This window comes from Niveispirillum fermenti, from assembly GCF_048066175.1.
Taxonomy (GTDB): Bacteria; Pseudomonadota; Alphaproteobacteria; order Azospirillales; family Azospirillaceae; genus Niveispirillum; species Niveispirillum fermenti.
In genome coordinates, this window is sequence record NZ_JBLTXA010000037.1 from 16,672 (window position 1) to 38,428 (window position 21,757).

General features: G+C 67.5%; 21 protein-coding genes and 1 pseudogene. 10 read left to right on the top strand and 12 right to left on the bottom strand.

Annotated elements, in window-relative coordinates; all coding sequences use genetic code 11:
* Window positions 1–366 carry an ArsR/SmtB family transcription factor gene (locus tag ACM9LZ_RS22155; RefSeq protein WP_416621704.1) on the top strand — a complete coding sequence of 122 codons (366 nt, stop codon included), beginning with the start codon at window positions 1–3 and terminating at the stop codon, window positions 364–366.
* A 61-nt stretch (window positions 367–427) separates the two neighbouring features.
* Here ACM9LZ_RS22155 and xylE read toward each other — a convergent pair.
* The 5 genes and pseudogenes from xylE to ACM9LZ_RS22180 all read right to left on the bottom strand — a co-directional run.
* A pseudogene (gene xylE / locus ACM9LZ_RS22160) lies at window positions 428–1,951 on the bottom strand (D-xylose transporter XylE); the annotation flags it as partial.
* Between the two features lie 60 nt (window positions 1,952–2,011).
* On the bottom strand, window positions 2,012–3,799 hold the full coding sequence (locus ACM9LZ_RS22165) for an IlvD/Edd family dehydratase (protein WP_416621705.1): 1,788 nt from the start codon (window positions 3,797–3,799) through the stop codon (window positions 2,012–2,014).
* The gene (locus tag ACM9LZ_RS22170; RefSeq protein WP_416621706.1) at window positions 3,796–4,677 is read right to left on the bottom strand and encodes an SMP-30/gluconolactonase/LRE family protein; all 882 of its coding nucleotides are present in this window, start codon (window positions 4,675–4,677) and stop codon (window positions 3,796–3,798) included. The genes ACM9LZ_RS22165 and ACM9LZ_RS22170 overlap by 4 nt, the downstream gene beginning before the upstream one ends.
* Window positions 4,674–5,441, bottom strand: a complete 768-nt coding sequence (locus tag ACM9LZ_RS22175) for an SDR family NAD(P)-dependent oxidoreductase (RefSeq protein ID WP_416621707.1) — start codon at window positions 5,439–5,441, stop codon at window positions 4,674–4,676. The genes ACM9LZ_RS22170 and ACM9LZ_RS22175 overlap by 4 nt, the downstream gene beginning before the upstream one ends.
* Window positions 5,442–5,506: 65 nt before the next feature.
* Window positions 5,507–6,691 (bottom strand): fumarylacetoacetate hydrolase family protein, encoded by a 1,185-nt coding sequence (locus ACM9LZ_RS22180; RefSeq protein WP_416621708.1) that lies wholly within the window; start codon window positions 6,689–6,691, stop codon window positions 5,507–5,509.
* A 495-nt stretch (window positions 6,692–7,186) separates the two neighbouring features.
* Between ACM9LZ_RS22180 and ACM9LZ_RS22185 the strand changes: the two genes are divergently transcribed.
* Together ACM9LZ_RS22185 and ACM9LZ_RS22190 are read left to right on the top strand one after the other, a co-directional pair.
* Window positions 7,187–7,639 carry a hypothetical protein gene (locus tag ACM9LZ_RS22185; protein ID WP_416621709.1) on the top strand — a complete coding sequence of 151 codons (453 nt, stop codon included), beginning with the start codon at window positions 7,187–7,189 and terminating at the stop codon, window positions 7,637–7,639.
* Window positions 7,593–8,162 carry an ImmA/IrrE family metallo-endopeptidase gene (locus tag ACM9LZ_RS22190; RefSeq protein ID WP_416621710.1) on the top strand — a complete coding sequence of 190 codons (570 nt, stop codon included), beginning with the start codon at window positions 7,593–7,595 and terminating at the stop codon, window positions 8,160–8,162. The genes ACM9LZ_RS22185 and ACM9LZ_RS22190 overlap by 47 nt, the downstream gene beginning before the upstream one ends.
* A gap of 92 nt (window positions 8,163–8,254) precedes the next feature.
* On the opposite strand, the gene ACM9LZ_RS22195 is transcribed toward ACM9LZ_RS22190, so the two are convergent.
* Window positions 8,255–9,139, bottom strand: coding sequence for a LysR family transcriptional regulator (locus ACM9LZ_RS22195; RefSeq protein WP_416621711.1), 885 nt, complete (start codon window positions 9,137–9,139; stop codon window positions 8,255–8,257).
* Between the two features lie 154 nt (window positions 9,140–9,293).
* Here ACM9LZ_RS22195 and ACM9LZ_RS22200 point away from each other — a divergent pair, with 154 nt between their 5' ends.
* A complete protein-coding gene (locus ACM9LZ_RS22200) occupies window positions 9,294–10,019 on the top strand; it encodes an SDR family oxidoreductase (protein ID WP_416621712.1) in 726 nt (241 codons plus the stop codon).
* A gap of 61 nt (window positions 10,020–10,080) precedes the next feature.
* Here ACM9LZ_RS22200 and ACM9LZ_RS22205 read toward each other — a convergent pair whose 3' ends face one another.
* From ACM9LZ_RS22205 to ACM9LZ_RS22220, 4 genes are all read right to left on the bottom strand, one after another.
* Entirely contained in the window at window positions 10,081–10,833 is a 753-nt protein-coding gene (locus tag ACM9LZ_RS22205) for an SDR family oxidoreductase (protein WP_416621713.1), read from the bottom strand.
* Window positions 10,833–11,381: a nuclear transport factor 2 family protein gene (locus tag ACM9LZ_RS22210; protein ID WP_416621714.1), complete on the bottom strand. Its 549-nt coding sequence runs from the start codon at window positions 11,379–11,381 to the stop codon at window positions 10,833–10,835. Before ACM9LZ_RS22210 ends, ACM9LZ_RS22205 begins: the two co-directional genes overlap by 1 nt.
* A gap of 173 nt (window positions 11,382–11,554) precedes the next feature.
* The gene (locus ACM9LZ_RS22215; RefSeq protein ID WP_416621715.1) at window positions 11,555–12,496 is read right to left on the bottom strand and encodes a winged helix-turn-helix transcriptional regulator; all 942 of its coding nucleotides are present in this window, start codon (window positions 12,494–12,496) and stop codon (window positions 11,555–11,557) included.
* A 43-nt stretch (window positions 12,497–12,539) separates the two neighbouring features.
* Window positions 12,540–13,040, bottom strand: a complete 501-nt coding sequence (locus ACM9LZ_RS22220) for a nuclear transport factor 2 family protein (protein ID WP_416621716.1) — start codon at window positions 13,038–13,040, stop codon at window positions 12,540–12,542.
* 182 nt (window positions 13,041–13,222) lie between these two features.
* Between ACM9LZ_RS22220 and ACM9LZ_RS22225 the strand changes: the two genes are divergently transcribed.
* The 6 genes from ACM9LZ_RS22225 to ACM9LZ_RS22250 all read left to right on the top strand — a co-directional run bounded on the left by ACM9LZ_RS22225 (window position 13,223) and on the right by ACM9LZ_RS22250 (window position 19,983).
* Complete coding sequence (locus ACM9LZ_RS22225) at window positions 13,223–14,689, top strand: carotenoid oxygenase family protein (protein ID WP_416621717.1); 1,467 nt, start codon at window positions 13,223–13,225, stop codon at window positions 14,687–14,689.
* A 333-nt stretch (window positions 14,690–15,022) separates the two neighbouring features.
* Window positions 15,023–15,652: a PepSY-associated TM helix domain-containing protein gene (locus tag ACM9LZ_RS22230; protein WP_416621718.1), complete on the top strand. Its 630-nt coding sequence runs from the start codon at window positions 15,023–15,025 to the stop codon at window positions 15,650–15,652.
* An 18-nt stretch (window positions 15,653–15,670) separates the two neighbouring features.
* Window positions 15,671–16,180 (top strand): DUF2271 domain-containing protein, encoded by a 510-nt coding sequence (locus tag ACM9LZ_RS22235; RefSeq protein ID WP_416621719.1) that lies wholly within the window; start codon window positions 15,671–15,673, stop codon window positions 16,178–16,180.
* A 247-nt stretch (window positions 16,181–16,427) separates the two neighbouring features.
* A complete protein-coding gene (locus tag ACM9LZ_RS22240; RefSeq protein WP_416621720.1) occupies window positions 16,428–17,255 on the top strand; it encodes a DUF4198 domain-containing protein in 828 nt (275 codons plus the stop codon).
* Window positions 17,256–17,455: 200 nt separating this feature from the next.
* Window positions 17,456–18,508 carry an FAD:protein FMN transferase gene (locus tag ACM9LZ_RS22245; protein ID WP_416621721.1) on the top strand — a complete coding sequence of 351 codons (1,053 nt, stop codon included), beginning with the start codon at window positions 17,456–17,458 and terminating at the stop codon, window positions 18,506–18,508.
* Window positions 18,508–19,983, top strand: coding sequence for a sulfite reductase subunit alpha (locus tag ACM9LZ_RS22250; RefSeq protein WP_416621722.1), 1,476 nt, complete (start codon window positions 18,508–18,510; stop codon window positions 19,981–19,983). Before ACM9LZ_RS22245 ends, ACM9LZ_RS22250 begins: the two co-directional genes overlap by 1 nt.
* Before the next feature lie 88 nt (window positions 19,984–20,071).
* Here ACM9LZ_RS22250 and ACM9LZ_RS22255 read toward each other — a convergent pair whose 3' ends face one another.
* Together ACM9LZ_RS22255 and ACM9LZ_RS22260 are read right to left on the bottom strand one after the other, a co-directional pair.
* Window positions 20,072–20,323, bottom strand: coding sequence for an AbrB/MazE/SpoVT family DNA-binding domain-containing protein (locus ACM9LZ_RS22255; RefSeq protein ID WP_416621723.1), 252 nt, complete (start codon window positions 20,321–20,323; stop codon window positions 20,072–20,074).
* Window positions 20,324–20,554: 231 nt separating this feature from the next.
* Window positions 20,555–21,757 (bottom strand): IS3 family transposase gene (locus ACM9LZ_RS22260; RefSeq protein ID WP_416621724.1). Its coding sequence is split into 2 segments (ribosomal slippage), with 1,204 coding nucleotides annotated over them: window positions 20,555–21,438 and window positions 21,438–21,757; the frame shifts between segments, so codons are not numbered across the junction. This gene is flagged as partial in the annotation.

Genomic DNA, 21,757 nt, shown 5'->3' on the forward strand with positions numbered 1-21,757 from the left:
ATGAAGGCGGCCGATGCCATTGACGGGTTGTGCGATCCCTTCTATGTGAGAGGGATGAACCTCGTGGATATGCAAGCCAGTGCCGATCGCGCGGTGGACCTGCTGAAGGCGCTTGGCAACCGCAACCGGCTGATGATCCTTTGCCAGCTTCTGGCCGGCGAAAGGTCGGTCGGCGACCTGGCGCAGAGCATCGGCATGCGTGACACGGCCGTGTCGCAGCAACTGGCCCTGCTGCGCAAGGATGGTCTGGTCCGCGCCCGGCGCGACGGGCAGACCATCTTCTATTCCCTGGCCAGTGCGGAGGCCGAACAGGTCATCCGCACCCTGTACGACATCTATTGCCCGCCGGAAACGGTGCCGGCCTGATCCGCCGCATGGCAGGCGGGAAAGCGTTTCCCCGCCTGCCATGCCCCCTCCCTGGCTGTTCCTATTCCGCCGGCCGGGGTGCCGTGGTGGTGGCCGATGCGGGGCGGGTCCACAGGGTCTGGATGGCCTCCAGTGACTTTCCCTTGGTTTCCGGCACGAAACGCCAGACGAACAGGCCGGCCAGGATCGACATGGCGCCATAGACCCAGTAGGCGAAGCCGTGATTGAACAGGGCGTTCAGGGTCGCGTTCTCGTCCACCACCTTGAAGGACCAGGAAACGGCCAGGTTGGCGATCCATTGCGCCGTCACGGCGATGGCCATGGCCTTGCCCTTGATGGCGTTGGGGAATATCTCCGACAGCAGCACCCAGGTGACCGGTCCCCAGGACAGGGCGAAGCCGCCGATATAGATGATCATCATCAGCAGCGGCAGCAGGCCCACCGTGTGCGTGGCGAACAGCGTGCCCAGCACCAGCATGGACCCGGCCATGATCCAGGCCCCCCACATCATCAGCGGCCGGCGGCCCCAGCGGTCCACCGTGAAGATGGCCACCAGCGTGAAGGCGACATTGGCGGCACCCACGATGATGGTCTGCAACAGCGCGCTGTCGGTGCTGGCCCCCATGTTCTGGAACATCAGCGGGGCATAATAGAGGACGGCGTTGATGCCCACGAATTGCTGGAACACCGACAGAAGGATGCCGACCAGCACGACCAGCCCGCCGAAGCTGAACAGCGGACCGTGGCGCACGATCAGGCTGGCTTCGATCTCGCGCAGGGTGGCGCGGGTATCATCGACATTGCCCAGCCGGTTCAGCACGGCCAGCGCCTCGTCGTCGCGCCGCTGCATGACCAGCCAGCGCGGCGTGTCCGGGGCGCCCAGCAGCAGCAGCAGGAACAGGGTGGCGGGCACCGCCTCCGATGCGAACATGTAGCGCCAGCCCGTGGCGAACAGCCATTCCTGATCGCCCTGGCCCGCGATGGACCAGTTCACGAAATAGACGAACACCATGCCGCCCACGATGGCCATCTGGTTGAAGGAAACCAGCTTGCCGCGCTGGGCCGGCGGCGCGATTTCCGCGATATAGAGCGGGGAGAGCATGGAGGCGATGCCCACGCCGATGCCGCCGATGACACGGTAGATGTTGAACGGTACCAGCGCGTCCGCCCCCATGGCGCCGATCGGCCCCAGGCCGAATTCCGGCCAGGCCGACCCCAGCGACGACAGCAGGAACAAGGACGCGGCCAGCAGCAGCCCGCGCTTGCGCCCGAACCGGTCCGCCACCCAGCCCGCGACCATGCCGCCGATGATGCAGCCCCACAGGGCCGAGGCGATGGTGAATCCCGACAGCGACGAGGCGGCCGTGGGCGACAGGTTCAGCGGATGGATGAAATTGGCGTCGATGGCGCCGATGGCGCCGGAGATGACCGCCGTGTCGTACCCGAACAGCAGGCCGCCCAGGGTGGCGATCAGTGTCAGGCCGATGGTCAATGGCGTGGCTTTTTGTGACATGGGTGTCGCCTCCCTGACGACGCTGTCCCCGGCTTTGGGGTTCTTGGGGATTGCCGGTTGGGAAAAGGGTGGCGTGCGGCTTCTTTCCTGTTCGTGCCGGCCGCTGCGCCATCGCTTGTTCGTTGGGTGTCCTCAATGGTTGTGGCGGGGCGTCTCCTCCGCCACGGCGCGATATTTCACGGCCATTTCCAGGCAGCCGCCGCTGTCGAGCTGGCCGACATGGTCGCGGTAAAGCTCCTGCCACGGCGTTTTCGATGCCGGGATGGGCGGGGCCGGTTCCGTGGCCCGGCGGCGGGCCTGCTCCGCCGGCGGGACCAGCATGTCGCAGGTGCCGGCATTCAGGTCGAGCCGGATCACATCGCCCGTGCGCAGCAGCGCCAGCCCGCCGCCGGCCGCCGATTCCGGGCTGGCATTCAGGATGGACGGGCTGTCCGACGTGCCCGACTGCCGCCCGTCACCGATGGTGGGCAGCGAGCGGATGCCCTGTTTCAGCAGCGCGTCGGGCGGCTGCATGTTCACCACCTCCGCGGAGCCGGGAAAGCCCAGCGGGCCGGCCCCGCGCACCACCAGGATGGTGTCGGCATCGATGCCAAGGGCGGGATCGTTGATGCGTGCATGGTAATCGTCCGGCCCGTCGAACACCACGGCCCGCCCCTCATAGATCCCTTCATGTCCCGGCCGCGACAGATAGCGGCGGCGGAACTCGTCGGAGATGACGGATGTCTTCATGATGGCGAAATCGAACAGGTTGCCCTTCAGCACCAGGAAGCCGGCCCGGTGCAGCAGCGGCCGGTCATGGGGCAGGATGACCTCCCGGTCGGTCGCCTCCCGGCCCTGGATGTTGGCCGCCACGCTGCGGCCCGTGACGGTCAGGCAGCCCGTGTCGATGCGGCCCGCGGCCGCCAGCTCGCACAGCACGGCCGGCACGCCGCCGGCCCGGTGGAACCGTTCCCCCAGATACTTGCCGGCCGGCTGCATGTTGACCAGCAGCGGCACGTCATAGCCGTGATGGCGCCAGTCATCATGCGTGATCTCCACCCCGGCATGCCGGGCCATGGCCACGATATGCGGCTGGGCGTTGGTCGACCCGCCGATGGCGGCCGTGGCCACGATGGCGTTCAGGAAGGATTGCCGCGTCAGGATCCTCGACGGGCGCAGATCCTCGTGCGCCATCTCCACGATGCGGCGCCCCGTCTCATAGGCCATCTGCCCGCGCTCGCGGTAGGGGGCGGGGATGGCGGCGCAGCCGGGCAGGGACAGGCCCAGCACCTCGGCGATGGCGTTCATGGTGCTGGCCGTGCCCATCGTGTTGCAATGGCCGGCCGATGGCGCCGACGCGGCGGCCAGGTCCAGGAACTGTTCCTCGGTGATCTCCCCGGCACCCAGGCGCCGCCGCCCCTTCCAGATGACGGTGCCGGACCCGACCAGCTCCCCCTCGAACCAGCCATCCAGCATGGGGCCGCCCGACAGGACGATGGCGGGGATATCCACCGTGGATGCCGCCATGACGCCCGACGGCGTGGTCTTGTCGCAGCCCGTGGTCAGCACCACGGCGTCGATGGGATAGCCGTGCAGGATTTCCACCAGCCCCAGATAGGCCAGGTTGCGGTCCAGCGCCGCCGTGGGCCGGCGGCAATTCTCGAAAATGGGATGCACGGGAAATTCGAACGGGATGCCGCCGGCATCGCGGATGCCGTCGCGCACCCGCCGGGCCAGATCGACATGGATGCGGTTGCAGGGCGACAGGTCGGACCCGGTCTGCGCGATGCCGATGATAGGCTTGCCCGACCGCAATTCCTGCGGCGTCAGCCCGTAATTCATGAAGCGTTCCAGATAGAGCGCCGTCATGTCCGCCCGGCCCGGCGCATCGAACCAGTCGCGGGAACGGAAGCGGCGGGGGGCGGGCTTGCCGTCGGTCATGCGCGCACCTTTGCGGGGGGCAGGCCCGGCACGGGGCTTTGGAAGGTGAACAGGCCGCCGGCCAGCTTCTGTTCGGCGCGCTCCTGCACCGACAGGCCCTTGGCCGCCGTGGTGGCGTAAACGGTGCGCAGGTCCGGCCCGCCGAAGGCCAGCTTCGTGATGTTGGCCACCGGGAACGGCACGCTGCCCAGAAGCGTGCCATCGGGGGCGTAGCGGCGGATGGACCAGCCGCAGAACAGTCCCGTCCATACACAGCCTTCCGCATCCACGGCCAGGCCGTCGGGATATCCCGCCCCCGCCTCGATCCGCGCGAAGGGGCGGCGGTTGGAAAGGCTGCCATCGGGCTGGATGTCGGCGGCGTGGATGGTCTGCGCCACCGTGTCGGTATGATAGAGGATACGGCCGTCCGGGCTGGTGGCCGGGCCGTTGGTGATGCAGATGCCGTCCAGCACGCGCGCCGGCGCGCCGCCCGACCAATGGTAGAAGGCGCCCGTCGCCGCCTCCTCGGCGTCATCCATGCTGCCGAACCACAACCGGCCCTGTGCGTCGCAGAAACCGTCATTCAATCTGTTGCCGGAACGATCTTCCTCGACCCCCGCCAGCCGGGTGAATGACCCTGTTCCGGGATCGAAATGATAAAGCCCGTGGGGCATGCCCACCACCAGCCCGCCGCCGGCGCGCGGCAGCGCGAAGCCCGGCTGATCGGGTGCCTCCCAGCTTTGCCGCGCGCCCGTGGCCGGGTGCAGGCGGTGGATGCGCCGCTGCTTGATATCGGTGAACCACAGGCAGGCCGCATCGGCGTCCCAGCAGGGACCCTCGCCCAGCGTGGCGCCCAGGTCCCAGGCGCAATCCGGACGGATGAAGGAAAGATCGGTCATCGCCACCCCGCATCGACGAAATATTCATGGCCGGTACACAGGCGTGCATCGTCCGAAGCCAGGAATAACACCATCGCGGCGATGTCGCGCGGTTCCACGCGCTGCTTCAGGCATTGCTGGCCCAGCATCCGCGCCTCTTCCTCCGGATTGTGCCACAGGCGCATCTGGCGGGGGGTCTTCACCCCGCCGGGCACGACGCAGTTGACGCGGATATTGTCGCCGCCCAGATCGCGGGCCAGCGCGCGGGTCATCCCCTCGATCCCCGCCTTGGCCGTCTGGTACAGCGCGATGTCGGGCAGGGCCAGATGCCAGGAGATGGACCCCAGATTGATGACCGACCCGCCACCGCCCGCCTTCATCGGCCCGATCACGGCCTGGGTGGCGAAGAACAGGTGGCGCAGGTTCACGGCCATGCGGTCATCCCAATAGGCGGGGGTCACCTCTTCCACCTTGTGCCGGTCGTCGTTGGCGGCATTGTTGACCAGCACGTCGATCCCGCCCTCTGCCGCGATGACGCCGTCGATGGCGGCCTTCAGCGCGTCCAGGTCGGTCAGGTCGCAGCGGGTGAAGCGCGGGGCCGGGTCGGCGCCGCCCGCGGCCAGACTGTCGGCCAGGGCGGCACTGTCCGCCGCGGCCAGGTCCAGGAAATGCACGCGCGCCCCCTGGCGCACGAAGCCTTCCACCAGGCCGGCCCCGATCCCGGAACCGCCGCCGGTGATCAGGACACGCTTGGAGCGCAGGCTGGGATAAATCGCATGGGTCATGATTGTCGGGTCCAGTCGGGGGGGGCTGTGCGGGCAAGGGGGGGCAGGGGGCAGGGGAATGGGGCTCAGGCGGCGGGCAGCAGGCCGCGCCGGGCCAGATTGCGCATCAGGTCGCCGATGCCGAACTGCCAGGGCGGCGCCTCGTCGCAGGGCACGACCCGGTTGGTCAGGCTGCCCAGGCGCGGGCTGGCGATGGTCACGATGTCGCCGCGCTTGTGCGTGAAGCCCTGGCCGGGCGCGTCGCGGTCATCGATGGGGGCGAACAGGGTGCCCATGAACAGCACGAACCCGTCGGGATATTGATGGTGGCGGCCGATGGTCTGGCCCACCAGATCCAGCGGATCGCGGCTGATCAGCGACATGGTGCTGTGCCCGTCAAGGGTGAACCCGTCCTCTCCCGTCACCTGCACGGTCACGGCCGCGACGCGCACATCGTCCAGCGTGAAATCGCGGTCGAACAGGCGGATGAAGGGTCCCAGCGCGCAGGACGCATTATTGTCCTTGGCCTTGGACAGCAGCAGCGCCGACCGTCCCTCGAAATCGCGCAGGTTCACGTCGTTGCCCAGCGTGGCGCCATGCACGCGGCCCCGGCCATCCACGGCCAGCACCAGTTCGGGCTCGGGGTTGTTCCAGTCGCTGTCGGCCCGCACGCCGATATGCGCGCCCCAGCCCACGGCCGACAGGGTCGGGCCCTTGGTGAAGATCTCCGCATCCGGGCCGATGGCCACTTCCAGATATTGCGACCAGAGCTGATCGGCGATCAGCGCCTGTTTCAGCCGGGCCGCGTCTGCCGAACCCGGCTTCACGGCGCGCAGGTCGGTGCCGATGCGCGCGTTCAGGTTCGCGCGGATCTCGTTGGCCCGCGCGGCATCGCCGCGCGCCCGCTCCTCGATCACCCGTTCAAGGGCCGATACGGCAAAGGTGACGCCCGCCGCCTTGATGCATTGCAGGTCGATGGGGGCCAGCAGCAGCGGCGCGCCGGGCAGGGCCGCTTCCCACTGCCGGGCAACATGGATGGCGTCGGCCGGGCCCAGATCGTGCCCGCCCTGCGGCACGGTGCCGTCATCCAGCCCGTTCAGCAGGTCGGCCACCGTCGGGGCCAGGCCCGACAGGTCGAACAGGTGCCCGCCGCGCAACAGCACGGGCGTCGGCCCCGCGCCGAAATCCATGCGGCCCAGGAATTGTGCCCGGCGCCAGTCGCCGGGCAGGAAGGCGGTCAACGGAACCGGCGCGCCAACAGGGGATGACATCGATACCTCTCCCGAACCAATTCTGATAGCGGTAACAAAATCGGACGCGGAGCGCAATCCATTGCCACCGGTTACTTATACCGTTTTGCGGTGATCAGGGCCTGTTGGTCTGATCACCGCCCTCAATGGCCGGCGCCAGCATGCCAACGGCTTGGCTACGCTGCATGAGCGGCGCTGTGGCGGTATGAGACGGAATTCCGCCATTGCCGGTGGATATCCGCCGCCAGGGGGGGGAGGGGAGCAGGCAGCGCGATACGGTGCCGCGACGGGGCATCCGGACATGGTGCAAAGCTTCCTCCCGTGAACACATGCTTTCGCCCTCTTCAGGGGCAATGGTAGCGCTATCATTGCGACGTGGCGGCGGCTTTGTCAATGATGGTGGCGGGGATCGGGTGAAATCGGCAAGGGTGCCCGGAAGGCCGGGTCGGGGCTTTGCAGCGGCGGGCCGGTCTGCTACGACTGTCGGTCGTGGGAAGCCTGTCCGGATTTCGCCTTATGGATGTGAGGACCTTTCTTCTTTGGATCACGGCGCTCGCCCTGATTGCGATCAATATCGTCGGTATTTCCCTGATGGCGCCGGCCGGTAAGGGCGGACGCGCCGTGGATTACACGGATCTCGTCTCCATCATCCTGACGGCTGTCGCCGTCATCCTGGCCGCGTTGGCGATCGGCGTCGGGCTTATCGCCATTTGGGGATACAAGCAGATCGTGGAGCATGCCCGAAGTTCCGCCGAAGCAAAGGCTGGAGAGATTGCGGCCGACCGGTTAGAATCCTATCTGAAGAGTGACGTGTTCAAATCGCTGGCCAAGCAGGCGGTCAAGGACATCGCGGCCGAACGCGGTTTTCGGGGCCTGACCGGCCGTGACGATGGCGGCACCGGCTCGATGGAAGGAGGGACGGATGACGATGGTGGAGGAGAGGGGGGGTTTGAGCCGCGACAGCCATAGCGGCGCCATTCCCCGCGCCGATGCCGAAGCGATCATCCGCCGGCATCAGCAGACGGCCCCCGTTGATATCCTGGCCATTGCCCGCGACATGGGCGTGGCCGTCTATACCGACAGGCTGGGGCCGGAGGTATCGGGCCTGATCCGCCGTGACCAGAGTGACGAGGCGGGGCCGTCCGGTTACCTGATCCTGGTCAACCAGGACCATCCCTTCAACCGCAAGCGCTTCACCGTGGCGCATGAGATCGCGCATTTCATGCTGCATTGCGGCGGTCCGCTGCATGGGAATGGCGGCGGTCCGCTGCACGAGATTCGCGACGACCAGTTCTATCGCGCCCTTTCCGGCCCGCTGGAGCGGGAGGCCAATGAACTGGCGGCCGAAATCCTCATGCCCTGGCACCTGATCGACCAGCTTCAGGGTCGTGGCATCACCGACCTGCATGAACTGGCCCGGACGTTGAGGGTGTCCCGTCAGGCCCTGGCCATCCGGCTGGGTATCCCCTACGACCAGGACTGGTCCTCCTGAGCCGGTTTTCCGGACGCCGCCCGCAGAGGGGCGGGCCCGGAAAACCCGCAAAACCAATGGTGTCAGCAGGTTCCTCCAGGCCGGCCCCCGTCTCACCCCCGCCGGACATGCGCGACCAGGGCGCGCAGTTTCGGCGGGGCGCGGCGGCTGGGATAATAAAGGAAGAAGCCGGGGAAGCGCGGGCAGAAGGCCTCCAGCACGCGCACCAGTTCCCCCCGCGCAAGCCAGGGGCGGAAGCTTTCCTCCATCCCGCAGGTGATGCCGGCGCCGGCCACGGCCAGCCGGATCATCAGGCCCATGTCGTTGGTGGTGATCTCTGGTTCCACGGCGACGGCGAAATCGCGCCCGTCGCCATGGAATTCCCAGCGGTACGGCGCCTTGTGCGGGGCCGGGCGCCAGCCGATGCAGCGATGGCCGGCCAGGGCCGCCGGGTGGGCCGGGGCGCCATGGCGGGCCAGATAGGCGGGGGCGCAGACCACGATCTGCTGCTGGTCGCCCGACACGGGCACGGCCACCATGTCCTGTGCGATCACCTCTCCCAGCCGGACGCCGGCATCATAGCCTTCGGCCACGATGTCGAATTCCTCGTCGGTGACCGTGATGTCGAGCCCGACCTCCGGGAAGGCGGCCGAAAAGCCGGCCAGCAGGGGACCGGCCAGGAAATCCTCCGCGATGGAGGAGACGGCCAGCCGCAGCCGGCCGCGCGGCCGGCCCTGCCATTCGCCCGCCGCCGCCACCGCCGCCCGCAGGTCCGCCATGGCCGGGGCCAGATCGGCCAGCAGCCTTTCCCCCGCCTCCGTCAGGCCGACGCTGCGCGTCGTGCGCCGGACAAGCGGGATGCCCAGCCCTTCCTCCAGCCGTCGGATGGTCTGGCTGACGGCCGAGCGGGTGACGCCCAGCCGGTCGGCCGCGGCCCGGAAATTCCGTTCCTCCGCGACCAGGACGAACACGGACAGCGCGTTCAGATCCATCTGCATTGGTTAGAAACGCTTTCCATTGAGTGAAGGGAAGGGCGGCTTATCGCGACAATGGCATGGCCCTATCTTCCCGGCAACCCGCTTGCTCTCCTCCCCGCCGGTCAGGCGCGGTGGGGGCGGCGGGGCCCTTCCTCATCAGACGACGGAGATGGAAATGCAGACCGACAAGGTCATTCTGATCACGGGTGCTTCCAGCGGCATCGGGGCCGGCATTGCCCGCGCGCTGGCCGGGACGGGTGCCCGGCTGATGCTGGGCGCGCGCCGCACGGACCGGCTGGCGGCCCTGGCGGACGAACTGGCGGCGGCCGGCAGCGATGTGCGCACCCGCCGCCTGGATGTGACCGACCGGACCGACATGGAAGCCTTCGCGGCCGCCGCGCGCGATGCCTGGGGCCGCGTGGACGTGATGGTCAACAATGCCGGCGTCATGCCGCTGTCGCCCCTGTCATCCCTGCGGGTGGATGAATGGGAGCGCATGGTCGATGTCAACATCAAGGGCGTGCTTTACGGCATCGCCGCGGTGCTGCCGGAAATGACGGCGCGCGGATCGGGGCAGATCATCAATATCGCGTCCATCGGGGCCCTGGCCGTTTCTCCGACCGCGGCCGTCTATTGCGCCACGAAGTTCGCGGTGCGGGCCCTTTCCGACGGGCTGCGTCAGGAACATCGTGATCTTCGTGTCACCTGCATCCATCCCGGCGTCGTGGAAAGTGAACTGGCCGACAGCATCACCGACCCCGTGGCGGCCGAGGCGATGCGCAGCTATCGCGCCATCGCGCTGCAGCCCGATGCCATCGGCCGCGCCGTTCGCTTCGCCATCGAACAGCCCGACGATGTGGATGTGAACGAACTGGTGGTCCGCCCGACCCGCGCGGCCTGACGCGCGGGTCGGGGAGGGGGAGGGCGGGGGAGGGCGGGGGAAGGGGGCTTCCCCGGCCCGCCTATCCCTTCGTTTTCGCCATCCGCTGGATCATGGACTGGCGCAGCCGGTGGGGATCGCGGGCCAGGAAGGCGCGGACCTCCACGGCGTGGCGGTCCGTGTCATGTTCATCGATGCGGTGGCGCACGGCCAGCAGGCCCGACCGGGCGATGTCGCGGGGGGTGGATTTTTCCACCCCCTTCACATGCTCGGCCATGCGCGTATCGACCGACCCCACGATCAGCGAGGCGACATGCGTGCCCTGGCCGGCCAGTTCGGCGCGGATGCAGTCGCCCGCGGCGCGGGCCGCGAATTTGGACGGGCTGTAGCCGCCCATTTCCGGCACGGCCACGATACCGCCCGCCGACAGGACATTGACGATGGCACCGCCGCCATTGGCGGCCAGCACGGGCGCGAAGGCCCGGCACATGGCCACCAGGCCGAAATAATTCACCTCCATTTCCTGGCGCAGCGCCGCCATGTCGGGCGCCTGCATCAGGGTCTGGCGGTTGAAGGCGCCGGCATTGTTGATCAGCAGCCCGACATCGGTGCAGCGTGCCGCGGCATGCGCCACCTGCACCTTGTCCGTCACGTCCAGCACGATGCCGGTCACGCGGCCGTCAGGGGCCGCCGCTTCCATGGCAGCGGCATCGGCGGCCGACCGGGCGGCGGCATAGACGCGCGCCGCCCCCTGGGCCAGCAGTTCCTCCACGAAGCCCTGGCCGATGCCGCGATTGGCACCGGTGACCAGCGCCACGCATCCCTCGATCCGCATCACGAAGCCTCCTTCGTGCCGGTGGCCTGCATGGCGTACAGCACATCGTCTGGCCTGGCCGTGCCGCGCACCAGCACCGAGGGGTCGCGCGCGATCAGGCCGCGGCCCCAGGTCTCCGCCGTCGGCATCTCGTGGTTCCAGTCCCAGACCACGCGGCGGTGCGCGATGGCCCAGCGGCCGTCGCGCCGTTCGAACCGGTCGATGGCGCGCGCCATGGTCAGGCTGTCGACCGTTCCATCCTCCACGGGCAGGCGGGCGAAAGTCAGGTAATGGCATTCCGACAGGGCCGTGTCGCCATCCAGGTCGATCAGGATGTTGGTGACCGAATGGCTCATGCGGGGCGCCCGCGGCAGCATCCGGCGCATGCCGGCCACATAGTCGCGCGCCGGGCCGTTGAAGGTGCCGCCATGATCCTCCACGGCGTCGTCATGATAGGCGGCGGCGATCAGGTCGACATCGCCGCGGTCCGCGCCGCGGGCATAGGCGACCAGGATATCGGCGATGGCCTGGCGGTCGAGCAGTTCCGCCAGGCTGGTCGGGGAACCCATGATTGATCCTCCCATGATCGGTTGAAAGGGGGGAATAGGGGGAAAAGGGGGCATGCGGGTACAGGGCACGGCACCGGGTGCCGGGCCGGGCCCACCCGGCCCCCCGTCCTTGCCCATTGCGTCAACCCGGCGAAGCGGCCGGTAAAGCTGCCGGTGGCCGCTCCCGGATCCCGTCAGCCGGCCGTGACGATGGCGCCCGGCTCCATGATCTCGAACGTCACGTCGTTGGGCTGTATGGTTTCCCGGCAATGGGAACAGACGACGATGGCATCCAGGCCGTGGTTGCAGGCCTTGTGCGTCAGCAGCAGGGGCGGCCCTTCGGGCGAGACATAATATTTGTCGCCCCACTGCATCAGCATCAGCAGGGCGGGGAAATAATCCAGCCCCTTGCGGCTGACGCGGTATTCGTGGCGGGGCGGGCTGCTGGCATACTGATGCTGGCGGATCACCCCGATGGATACCAGCCAGGCCAGCCGTTCGGACAGGACATTGGTGGCAATCGCCGTGTCGCGGCAGATATCGTCGAACCGGTTGATGCCTGTGAAGATGGACCGCATGATCAGGCTGGCCCACCGGTCGCCCATCAACTGCGCCCCGGTCTTGAACAGCGAGGTGCCGACGACATTGTCGCGCTGCTGGCGGCGGCGGCTGTAGAGCGGGGCCATCCAGCCCACGCCCGGCCCCTCGCGCCAGGTCACGTCCGTGGCGTTGAAATCGCCGCGGCAATGGGCACAGGCCGGTTCCGGGGTGAATGGGTGGCCGCAGGTCCGGTGCGTCAGGGTCACACGGATCTCGCCATCCTGCTCGGCCCAGCGCTGTTCCCAGCGCAGCAGCATCAGCGTGACCCAGTAAAGGTCGCGCCCCTTGCGGGTCAGCACATATTCATGGCGCGGCGGACTGGTGGAATAAGGCTTCTTCTCGAAGATGCCGGATTCCACCAGCCGTTTCAGCCGGTCGCTGAGCAGGGCCTTCAACAGGCCCGTGCGCTGGTGGAACTCATCGAAGCGGCGCACGCCGATCCAGCTCGCCTCCAGGGCCAGCAGGGTCGGCGTGTCGCCCACGATCTCCAGCGCACGCCAGATCGAACAGGTACGGATAAGTGTCTGACTGCTCATGCTCACCTAGACAGGACCGCGACGGCAGGTGTGCGGCCGGACCTCAATGCGCGCCATGGAAGTCCTGCTTCAACCCCATTTCGGACACCAGTTGTGCCCGATCGTAATATTCGCGCCATTCGCTGATCTTGTCACCTTCCACCTCGATGACGCCGACCACCGGCACGGCACCGGAATGCCCCTTATAGACGAAGCGGTCGACACGTTCGACGATGACGACATCGCCCACCACGCCCATGTTGCGCACCTCAAGCTCGATCTGCGACACGCCGGCGCCCAGCGCGATGATGCGGTCGGCAATCTGCTGACGGCCCACCACGGGTTCCAGCATCATGGAATGCAGCACGCCGTTCTCGGTGAAAAGCTCGCCCACCAGCTTCCAGTCCTGGTTGTTCCAGGCGGCGATCATGCGCTCCACGACGGCGATCTTCTGGTTCTTCTCGGCCACGGCATTCTCCTTGCTCTGTGCGGCGTGAACGGGAAAGGCGCTGCCGGCGACAGCCAGGAACGCAGCGGCCACACAGGCGATGACGGATCGGGTCACGGCTTGTTTCCTCCATTCGGTATTAGTATGCAAGGCAAATCTATGCGGGACAAAATCGCAAAAATCAACGGATGAGAACAAAATTTTTCAACTTGCATAAACATACCAACAATGCTATTCGGGAGGGGTCTACCCTGTCGGTCGACCTGCGGGAAAATCCTTATTCTGAGAAGAGGTCGGAAATGAATGTCGTGCGCCTGGCGCCGGTCGTGTCCAGCATGCGCCCCAACAACCACCCCTATCTGAACGGGCCCTGGACCCCGTTGCTGGAGGAGGTGAACGCCTGGGACCTTGACGTGATCGAGGGCCGCATTCCCGACGACATCGACGGCGTTTATCTGCGCAACACGGAAAACCAGGTGCATCAGCCGCTGGGCCGGCACCATCCGTTCGACGGCGACGGGATGATCCACCAGATCGACCTGCGCGGCGGCAAGGCCACCTATCGCAACCGTTTCGTGCGCACCCGCTGCTTCCAGGCCGAACAGCTTGCCGGCCGGTCGCTGTGGGGCGGCATCATGGACAGGCCGGGCGTGTCCACCCGCCCCGGCTTCGGCGCGCATGGCGGGCTGAAGGACAGTTCCAGCACGGATATCATCGTGCATGCGGGCAAGGCGCTTTCCACCTTCTACCAGTGCGGGGAAGCCTATGTGCTGGACCCGGAAACGCTGGAACAGCAGGGCGTGGCGCCGTGGGTGCCGCTGGACGGCATTTCCGCGCACCCCAAGGTGGACGAGCGCACGGGCGAACTGCTGTTCTTCAACTATTCCACCCATGCGCCCTACATGCATTACGGCGTGCTGGATGCCGATGGCAGGCTGGTGACCTATGTGCCCGTGCCGCTGCCGGGCCCGCGCCTGCCGCATGACATGGCGTTCAGCGAGAACTGGTCGATCCTGAACGATTTCCCCTTCTACTGGGACGAGGAACTGTTGAAGCGCGGGCTGCATGTCAGCCGCTTCCATCCGGAGATGAAGTCCCGCTTCGCCCTGATCCCGCGTCACGGCACCACGGCCGATATCCGCTGGTTCGAGGCGGAACCCACCTATGTCCTTCACTGGCTGAACGCCTATGAGGAGGGGGACGAGGTGGTGCTGGACGGCTATTTCCAGGAAAACCCCTCGCCCGAGCCGCTGGCCCGCGACGATGGCCACGGCCATTTCATGGCCTTCATCGACGAGCACAGCTTCCGGCCCAAGCTGCACCGCTGGCGGTTCAACCTGGCCACGGGGCAGACGCGCGAAGAACGGCTGGACGACCGCATCCTGGAATTCGGGATGATCAACCAGACCTATCTGGGCCAGCCCTATCGCTATGCCTACAGCACCACGACCCCGCCCGGCTGGTTCCTGTTCAACGGTTTCGTGAAGCATGACCTGCATACGGGCGAAAGCTGGTCGGTGACCCTGCCCGAGGGCCGCTATGCCAGCGAGGCGCCGTTTGCCCCGCGCATCGATGCCAGGGACGAGGATGACGGCTATCTGGTCAGCTTCATCATCGATGAGAACAAGGGCACGTCGGAATGCATCCTGATCGATTGCAAGCGCTTTGCCGACGGTCCGGTCTGCCGCATCGCCCTGCCGCACAAGATCAGCAGCGGCACGCATGCCCACTGGGTCGACCGCCGGTCCCTTGATCGCGCCCGGTGACAGGTGGCGGCGAGGGGCCGGGGCCGTGCGGCCTCCGGTCCATCGCCGCTGTCTCCCCGCCCTCGGGATTTCCCCCCATCCGTGTCCGTCAGCACCACCATCGTCCCAGCCTTCGCCTGGGTGACGGGAAGAGGCGCGGAACCAGGGCGGCTGAACGCCGCCCCCTGCCTGTTGCCATGAAGGCCGGCGCTGCTGTGCCCGGCCCGCCTTTACGCGCCGGCCGGCGAAACCCTGCATGTCATTCCTGCATGCATCCGCGCATGTTTCGCTATTGCGAATAACTCGCAATCGTGTCTACTTTCCCGCCAGACTTATCGGGGGACGGGACGGGCGATGGCATCGGGGATCGATCAGGGGCGGCGGTCCTTCTGGTTGAAGCATCTGCATCAATGGCACTGGGTCAGTTCGGCCCTGTGCCTGATCGGCATGCTGCTGTTCGCCATCACCGGCATCACGCTGAACAATGCCCGCATCATCGAGGCGCGGCCCCAGGTCACGACGGTGGAGGCCACGCTGCCCGACGCCCTGCTGGCGCAACTGGCGGCGGATGGCGATGCCGCGGACGGGGGGGAGGTGCCGGCCGGCATCGCGGCCTGGCTGCGCCGCGACCTGTCGCTGGATGTGACGGGGCGGGCGGTCGAATGGTCCGATGACGAGCTTTACATCGCCCTGCCGCGTCCCGGCGGCGATGGCTGGGCCACCATCGGCCGCCGCGACGGCGCCGTGCTGTACGAGGTGACCGATCGCGGCCTCGTCTCCTATCTGAACGACCTGCACAAGGGGCGGGGCACCGGCGCCGTCTGGTCCTGGTTCCTGGACCTGTTCGCGGTCGCCTGCCTGGTCTTCTGCGTCACCGGGCTGTTCCTGCTGCATCTGCATGCCGGCAACCGGCCCGCCACCTGGCCGCTGGTCGGGCTGGGGCTGGTGGCGCCCCTGCTGCTTCTGATCCTGCTGATCCATTGAATGATTGAGGATGGTTCCATGCGCACCCTTCTGTCGCTTTCCCTGACCGGCCTGGCCGTGACCCCGGCGCTGGCCGGGGAACTGGCCGTGACGGTGGAAATCCCCAAATTGCAGGTCGCGGAATATCACCGCCCCTATGTCGCCGCCTGGATCGAGACGGCCGACCAGCAGTTCGTGGCCAACCTGACCGTGCGCTACGACGTGAAGATGCGCGACAATGAGGGGACCAAGTGGCTGAAGGACATGCGCCAATGGTGGCGGCGGTCGGGACGCGACCTGACCATGCCGGTTGACGGCGTGTCGGCCCCGACCCTGCCCGTGGGTGAACACCGGCTGGCCTTCGACACGGCCAAGGCGCCGCTGAACGCGCTGAAGCCCGGCGCCTATGCCCTGGTGGTGGAGGCCGCGCGCGAGGTCGGCGGGCGTGAACTGATCCGCCTGCCCTTCGACTGGTCCGGCCAGCCGCTGGCCGTGGAGGCCAGGGGAGAGAATGAACTGGGCCGTGTCGCCCTGGAAGTGAAGGGCTGATACCAGCTTGCGATGAGTTCCACTCATCGCAAGCTGGTCCGGCGGCGACGGCCACAGCACCGCTCGTGCGGCCTAGCCAAGCCCACGGATGTTGGCGCCGGCGCACGCCCACGGATGTGGGCGCCGGCGATTGAGGGCGGTGACCAGAACCAACAGGTTCTGGTCACCGCAAAATAGTATGAGTCCGAGGCCCGCCCGCCCGCCCTGCTGCAAAGCCCATGATCTGGAATTTGAGGAGCCCCGCCCCATGAAATCCCTGCTTGCCCGTGCCACCCTGGCCGTTACCCTGGCCGCCTCCCTGGCGGCATCCGTGGCCCTGCCCGCCGCGGCCCACCGGCAATGGATGCTGCCGTCGGCCACGGTCCTGTCGGGCCAGGACCCGTGGATCACGGTGGATGCCGCCGTATCCAACGACCTGTTCTATTTCGAGCATGTGCCCCTGCGTCTGGACGGGCTGACCGTCACCCTGCCCGACGGGACCGAGGGCAAGGCGGAAAACCAGGCCACGGGCAAGTACCGGTCCACCTTCGACGTGCATCTGACCCAGCCGGGCACCTACAAGGTGGCCCTGGCCAGCGCCGGCCTGTTCGCAAGCTGGGAGGAGAACGGGCAGCGCAAGCGCTGGCGCGGCACCGCGGACACCTTCGCCAAGGAGGTGCCGGCCGGGGCGGAAAAGCTGATGGTCACGGAAAATGCCCGCCGCCTGGAATTCTTCGCCACGGCCGGCAAGCCCAGCGAGACGGTGCTGAAGCCCACCGGCAAGGGGCTGGAACTGGCGCCCGTGACCCATCCCAACGACCTGTTCGCAGGCGAGCCGGCCCGCTTCCGGCTGCTGCTGGACGGCCAGCCGGCGGCTGATGTGGAGGTGGAGATCGTGCCGGGCGGCAACCGCTATCGCGACAGCCTGAACGATTTCAAGGTAAAGACCGACAAGGACGGCGCCTTCACCGTGACCTGGCCGACGCCGGGCCTCTACTGGATGAGCGCCAGCGCGGAGGACAGGAAGACCAGCATCCCGCAGGCGGCCAAGCGCAATGCCAGTTATGTCGCCACCTTCGAGGTGCTGCCGCAGTAATACCGTTCTACGGTGATCGGAACCCCCTGGTTCTGATCACCGTCAATCGCCGGCGCCCACATGCCAACGGCTTGGCTATGCCGCCGCAGCGGTACGGCGGCCGTCGCCGCCTTACCGAATGGCGACAAATTCCAATCAGCGCAATTTGGTACGAGGGGGAGGGGCTCCCGTCCGCCGTGCCGGGGCCCTTGTCGGAAGGAATGCTTAGTTTGTCTCCCGATCCCGCCATCCGCCACCGGCCGGCACCCCTGCGCCTGATTCTGCCCGCCGATGCGCCGGAGGCGGCGCTGCCGCCCGTCGGCGTGCCCGTCACGCGCCTGTCGGGGCAGACCATGGGCACCTACTGGTCCGTGGCGCTTGTGGCGCCCGGCGGGCCGCCGCCCCTGCTGCTGCGCCGGGGGATCATTGCCATCCTGGACGATATCGTGGCGTCCATGAGCCATTGGGACCCCGCGTCCGACCTGTGCCGCTACAACGCCGCGCCGCGCGGCTGGGTGGCCGTGGATGGCGGGCTGGCGCAGGTGCTGGAAACGGCGCTGGCCGTCGCGGCCGACAGCGGCGGGGCCTATGATCCCGCCATCGGCGGGCTGGTGGACCTGTGGGGCTTCGGCCCGCCCGGTCCCGTGGCGGCCCCGCCATCCGCCGCCGCTATCGCCGCCGCCCTGGCCGCCCCGCGCTGGAACGAGATCCGGGTGGAGCCGGCGCGCCTCTGGCAGCCGGGCGGCGTGCGGCTGGACCTGTCGGCCATCGCCAAGGGCCATGCCGTGGATGCCGTGTCGCGCTATCTGTCGGACCGGGGCGTGACCAGCCATCTGGTCGATATCGGCGGGGAACTGCGCGGCTGGGGCATCAAGCATGACGCCAATCCCTGGTGGGTGACCCTGGAACAGCCGGTGGGCCGCGATGGCCGGCCCGGCGGCATCCTGACGCGCATCGCCCTGCATGGCTGGTCGGTGGCGACCAGCGGCGACAGCCGCCGCTTCCTGATGGGGCCGGACGGTGCCCGCCTGTCCCACAGCCTGGACCCGCGCACGGGCCGGCCCGTGCCCGATGATCTGGCCGCCGTCACCGTGCTGCACCGGGATTGCATGATGGCCGACGTGCTGGCCACCGCGCTGACCGTGCTGGGCCCCCGGGCCGGACCGGACTGGGCGGCCGCGCGCGGCATCATGGCGCTGTTCGTCCTGCGCGAGGGGCGCGGTCTGGCCGAGCGGGCGACCCCGGCGCTGGCCGCCCTGGCGGAGACCCATTGATGGACCCCGTGACGCAACGCTGGCTGTGGGCGCTGGCCGTGCTGGCCGCCTATGCCCTGTTCTGCGCCCTTGTCTGGCGCCGCCATGCCGCCCGCCGGCGGCCGAAGGGACAGGCCGGGGACGGTGCCGTCCTGGTCGCCTATGCCAGCCAGACCGGATTTGCCCGCGATCTGGCCGAACGCACCGTGGACGGGCTGCTGTCCGCCGGGCAGAAGGCCTGGATGGAGGCCATCGACCGGATCGATCCGGCCCGACTGTCGGGCCTGTCGCGCGCGCTGTTCATCGTGTCCACGACGGGGGAGGGGGATGCACCCGACCATGCCGCCGGCTTCGTGCGCCGCATGCGCGACGGGCTGGCGGCGGACGGTACGGTGGCGCTGTCGGGCCTGGAATACGGGCTGCTGGCGCTTGGCGACCGGTCCTATGCCCGGTTCTGCGCCTTCGGCCATGCGGTCGATGGCTGGCTGCGGCATCAGGGGGCGCGCCCCCTGTTCGACCCGGTGGAGGTGGATGACGGCGATGCCGGCGCCCTGCGCCACTGGCAGCAGCATCTGGGCCGGATGGCCGGGCATGTCCATCTGCCCGACTGGTCGACCCCCGACTATGCCCCCTGGACCCTGGTGGACCGCCGCCACCTGAATCCCGGCAGCCCCGGCGGCCCCGTCCATCACCTGCGCCTGCGCCCGCCGGCCGGGGTCGATGCCATCTGGCAGGCCGGCGACATCGCGGAGATCGGTCCCTGCAACCCGCCGGATGCGGTGGCCGGGGCGCTGGCCGCGCGCGGCGGGGACCGGGCGGAGACGCGCGGCGGCGTCACCCGCCCCCTGTCGCACTGGCTGGCCGAAGCCGTGCTGCCCGATGGGCTGGAACCGCTGCCCCACCGGGAATATTCCATCGCGTCCTTGCCGGGCGACGGCACGCTGGATCTTGTGGTGCGGCAGGTGACGGGGCCCGATGGCCGGCCGGGCCTGGGGTCGGGCTGGCTGGGGCTGCACGCGCCGCCGGGCGGGCCGGTGCGCCTGCGCCTGCGCCGCAATCCGGGATTCCACCCGCCGGCCGATGACAGGCCGCTGATCCTGGTGGGCAACGGCACGGGCATCGCCGGCCTGCGCGCCCATCTGAAGGCGCGGGAGCGCGCGGGGCACGGGCGCAACTGGCTGCTGTTCGGTGAACGCACGGCCGCCCATGACAGCCTGTTCGCCGATGAACTGGCGGCCTGGCGGGACAGCGGCCTGCTGACCCGCCTGGACCTGGCCTTTTCCCGCGATCAGGTGCCGCGGGTCCATGTGCAGCACCTGCTGGCCGCCTCCATGGATCAGGTGGCTGCCTGGGCGGGGGAGGGGGCGGCCATCTATGTCTGCGGCAGCCTGGAAGGCATGGCCCGGGATGTCCACCATACCCTGCTGGACATCCTGGGTGCCGACATGCTGGAACAGATGGCCGCCGACCGGCGCTATTGCCGGGATGTGTACTGATATCATGGCCTTAAATCTTAACCGGTGGCCAAGATTTGAGTCCGGTGGGATGCAGGATTTCAGAAAGGGAAAGCAAAGCATCCGAAGGCTAGTCTCTCCATTCAACGATCTCCGCACCAACTGGCTTGTCCAAGAAATACTCGTCATGCTGATTTTCAGGCCGCATCTGTGCCACGAGCTCCTCCAGGCTGAAACGCTGTTGCACAGGCGTAATTCTCAACCCTGTCGGGGATGCGGCTATTTCCACCGGTGTTCCTTCCTTCAACTTCATTTCCTGCACAATGGCCGCAGGAATCTGAATGGCATAGCTATCCCCAAGTTTGATAACGGTCGCGCGCATTTCCATCTCCGTTGGATCACCCGCCCAAGTCTACAGGCCCAGCCTAACGGCTGGGTCCGGTCGCGGTTTACAACACCGTGCGGCGACGACCGGTCCCGGCGCGCTTGCGTCGCTGAGGCGCCGCGCGCCGGTCCTCGGTCGCGCATGCTAACCATCATGAGCACTATGAGTATCCATGTCCACGGCGTGTCCGAACATGGCAATTGAACTGGCCCCCGTTTGGCCGGACAGTCAGGCTGTTTCAGGATAGGCCCTTATGAACTCGCGGGGCGAGCGCATTTTGAGGCCGGAATGCGGGTGGTTATTGTTGTAATCATCGATCCATTCACCGATCCGTCCAAGGACGGCTTCGGCATCCGGCAGTGGCGTGACATGCACATAGTCGCGCTTCAGGGTTTTGACGAATGCCTCGGCGATGCCGTTGCTCTGCGGGCTTTTCACCGGGGTAAAGCAGGGCTTCAGGCCGAGCTGGCGGGCAAAGATCCTTGTGTTCCTGGCGATGTCGGGTGAGCCGTTGTCCGACAGCATCTCGATAGGCTGGGGAGCGCGCATGGTGGCGAACCGGGCCTCGACCGCCTCCAGCATCATGTCGCGGATGTCGGAACCGCTGATGCCGGCATTGACGACGGCCCGCCAGGCGATGATCTCCCGGTCATGGGCATCAATGATGAACGCACCGCGGATGATGTCGCCGTTCCAGCAGGCGAACTCGAACCCGTCCGAGCACCAGCGCAGGTTCGAGCGCATGACGATCACCTTGCCGTCATGCGTCAGGTCGGGCCGCTCCTCATATTTGCGGGCCAGCAGCAGATTGTTGGCCTGCATGATGCGATAGACCCGCTTGTGGTTCACCGGCGCTACCCCCGTTTCCCGCAATTGCCGGTTCAGCAGCGCCGTGATCCGGCGATAGCCATAGGTCGGCCGGGCCGTCACCAGGGCGGTGATCATGGGCACGATCACCACGTCCCCGGCCTTGTGGTAGCGACCGCGCGGCCGCGTCCCGCCGGCCAGCCGGTCGATCAGGTTCGACCGGGCCACGCCCAGGGTTTCAGCCACCGCCTTCACCGCGAACCGCCCTTCAGCGGCGACCGCGCGAGCAAGATCGGTTTTTTTGAGTGCGACTTTTCCAGCGCATCGCGCAGGATTTCCGCCTCCAGCACCTTGCGGCCAAGCTGGCGCTCCAGTTCCCGCACTCGCTCCTCAAGCTGCCGGACAACCTTGTTGCTGGTCACATCGTCATCATCGGCCACGGCTACGCTCCCGCCTTCCAGCATCAGACGCCGCCAACGATACAACAGGTTCGGCGCGACGCCATGCCGTCGGGCGACAACGGAGATGCTCGACCGGCCGTCCAGCGTCTCCTCAACGATCCGCAGCTTCTCCGATGCCGTCCAACGGCGACGGCGACCGCCATCCGTGATGATCTCGATCTCA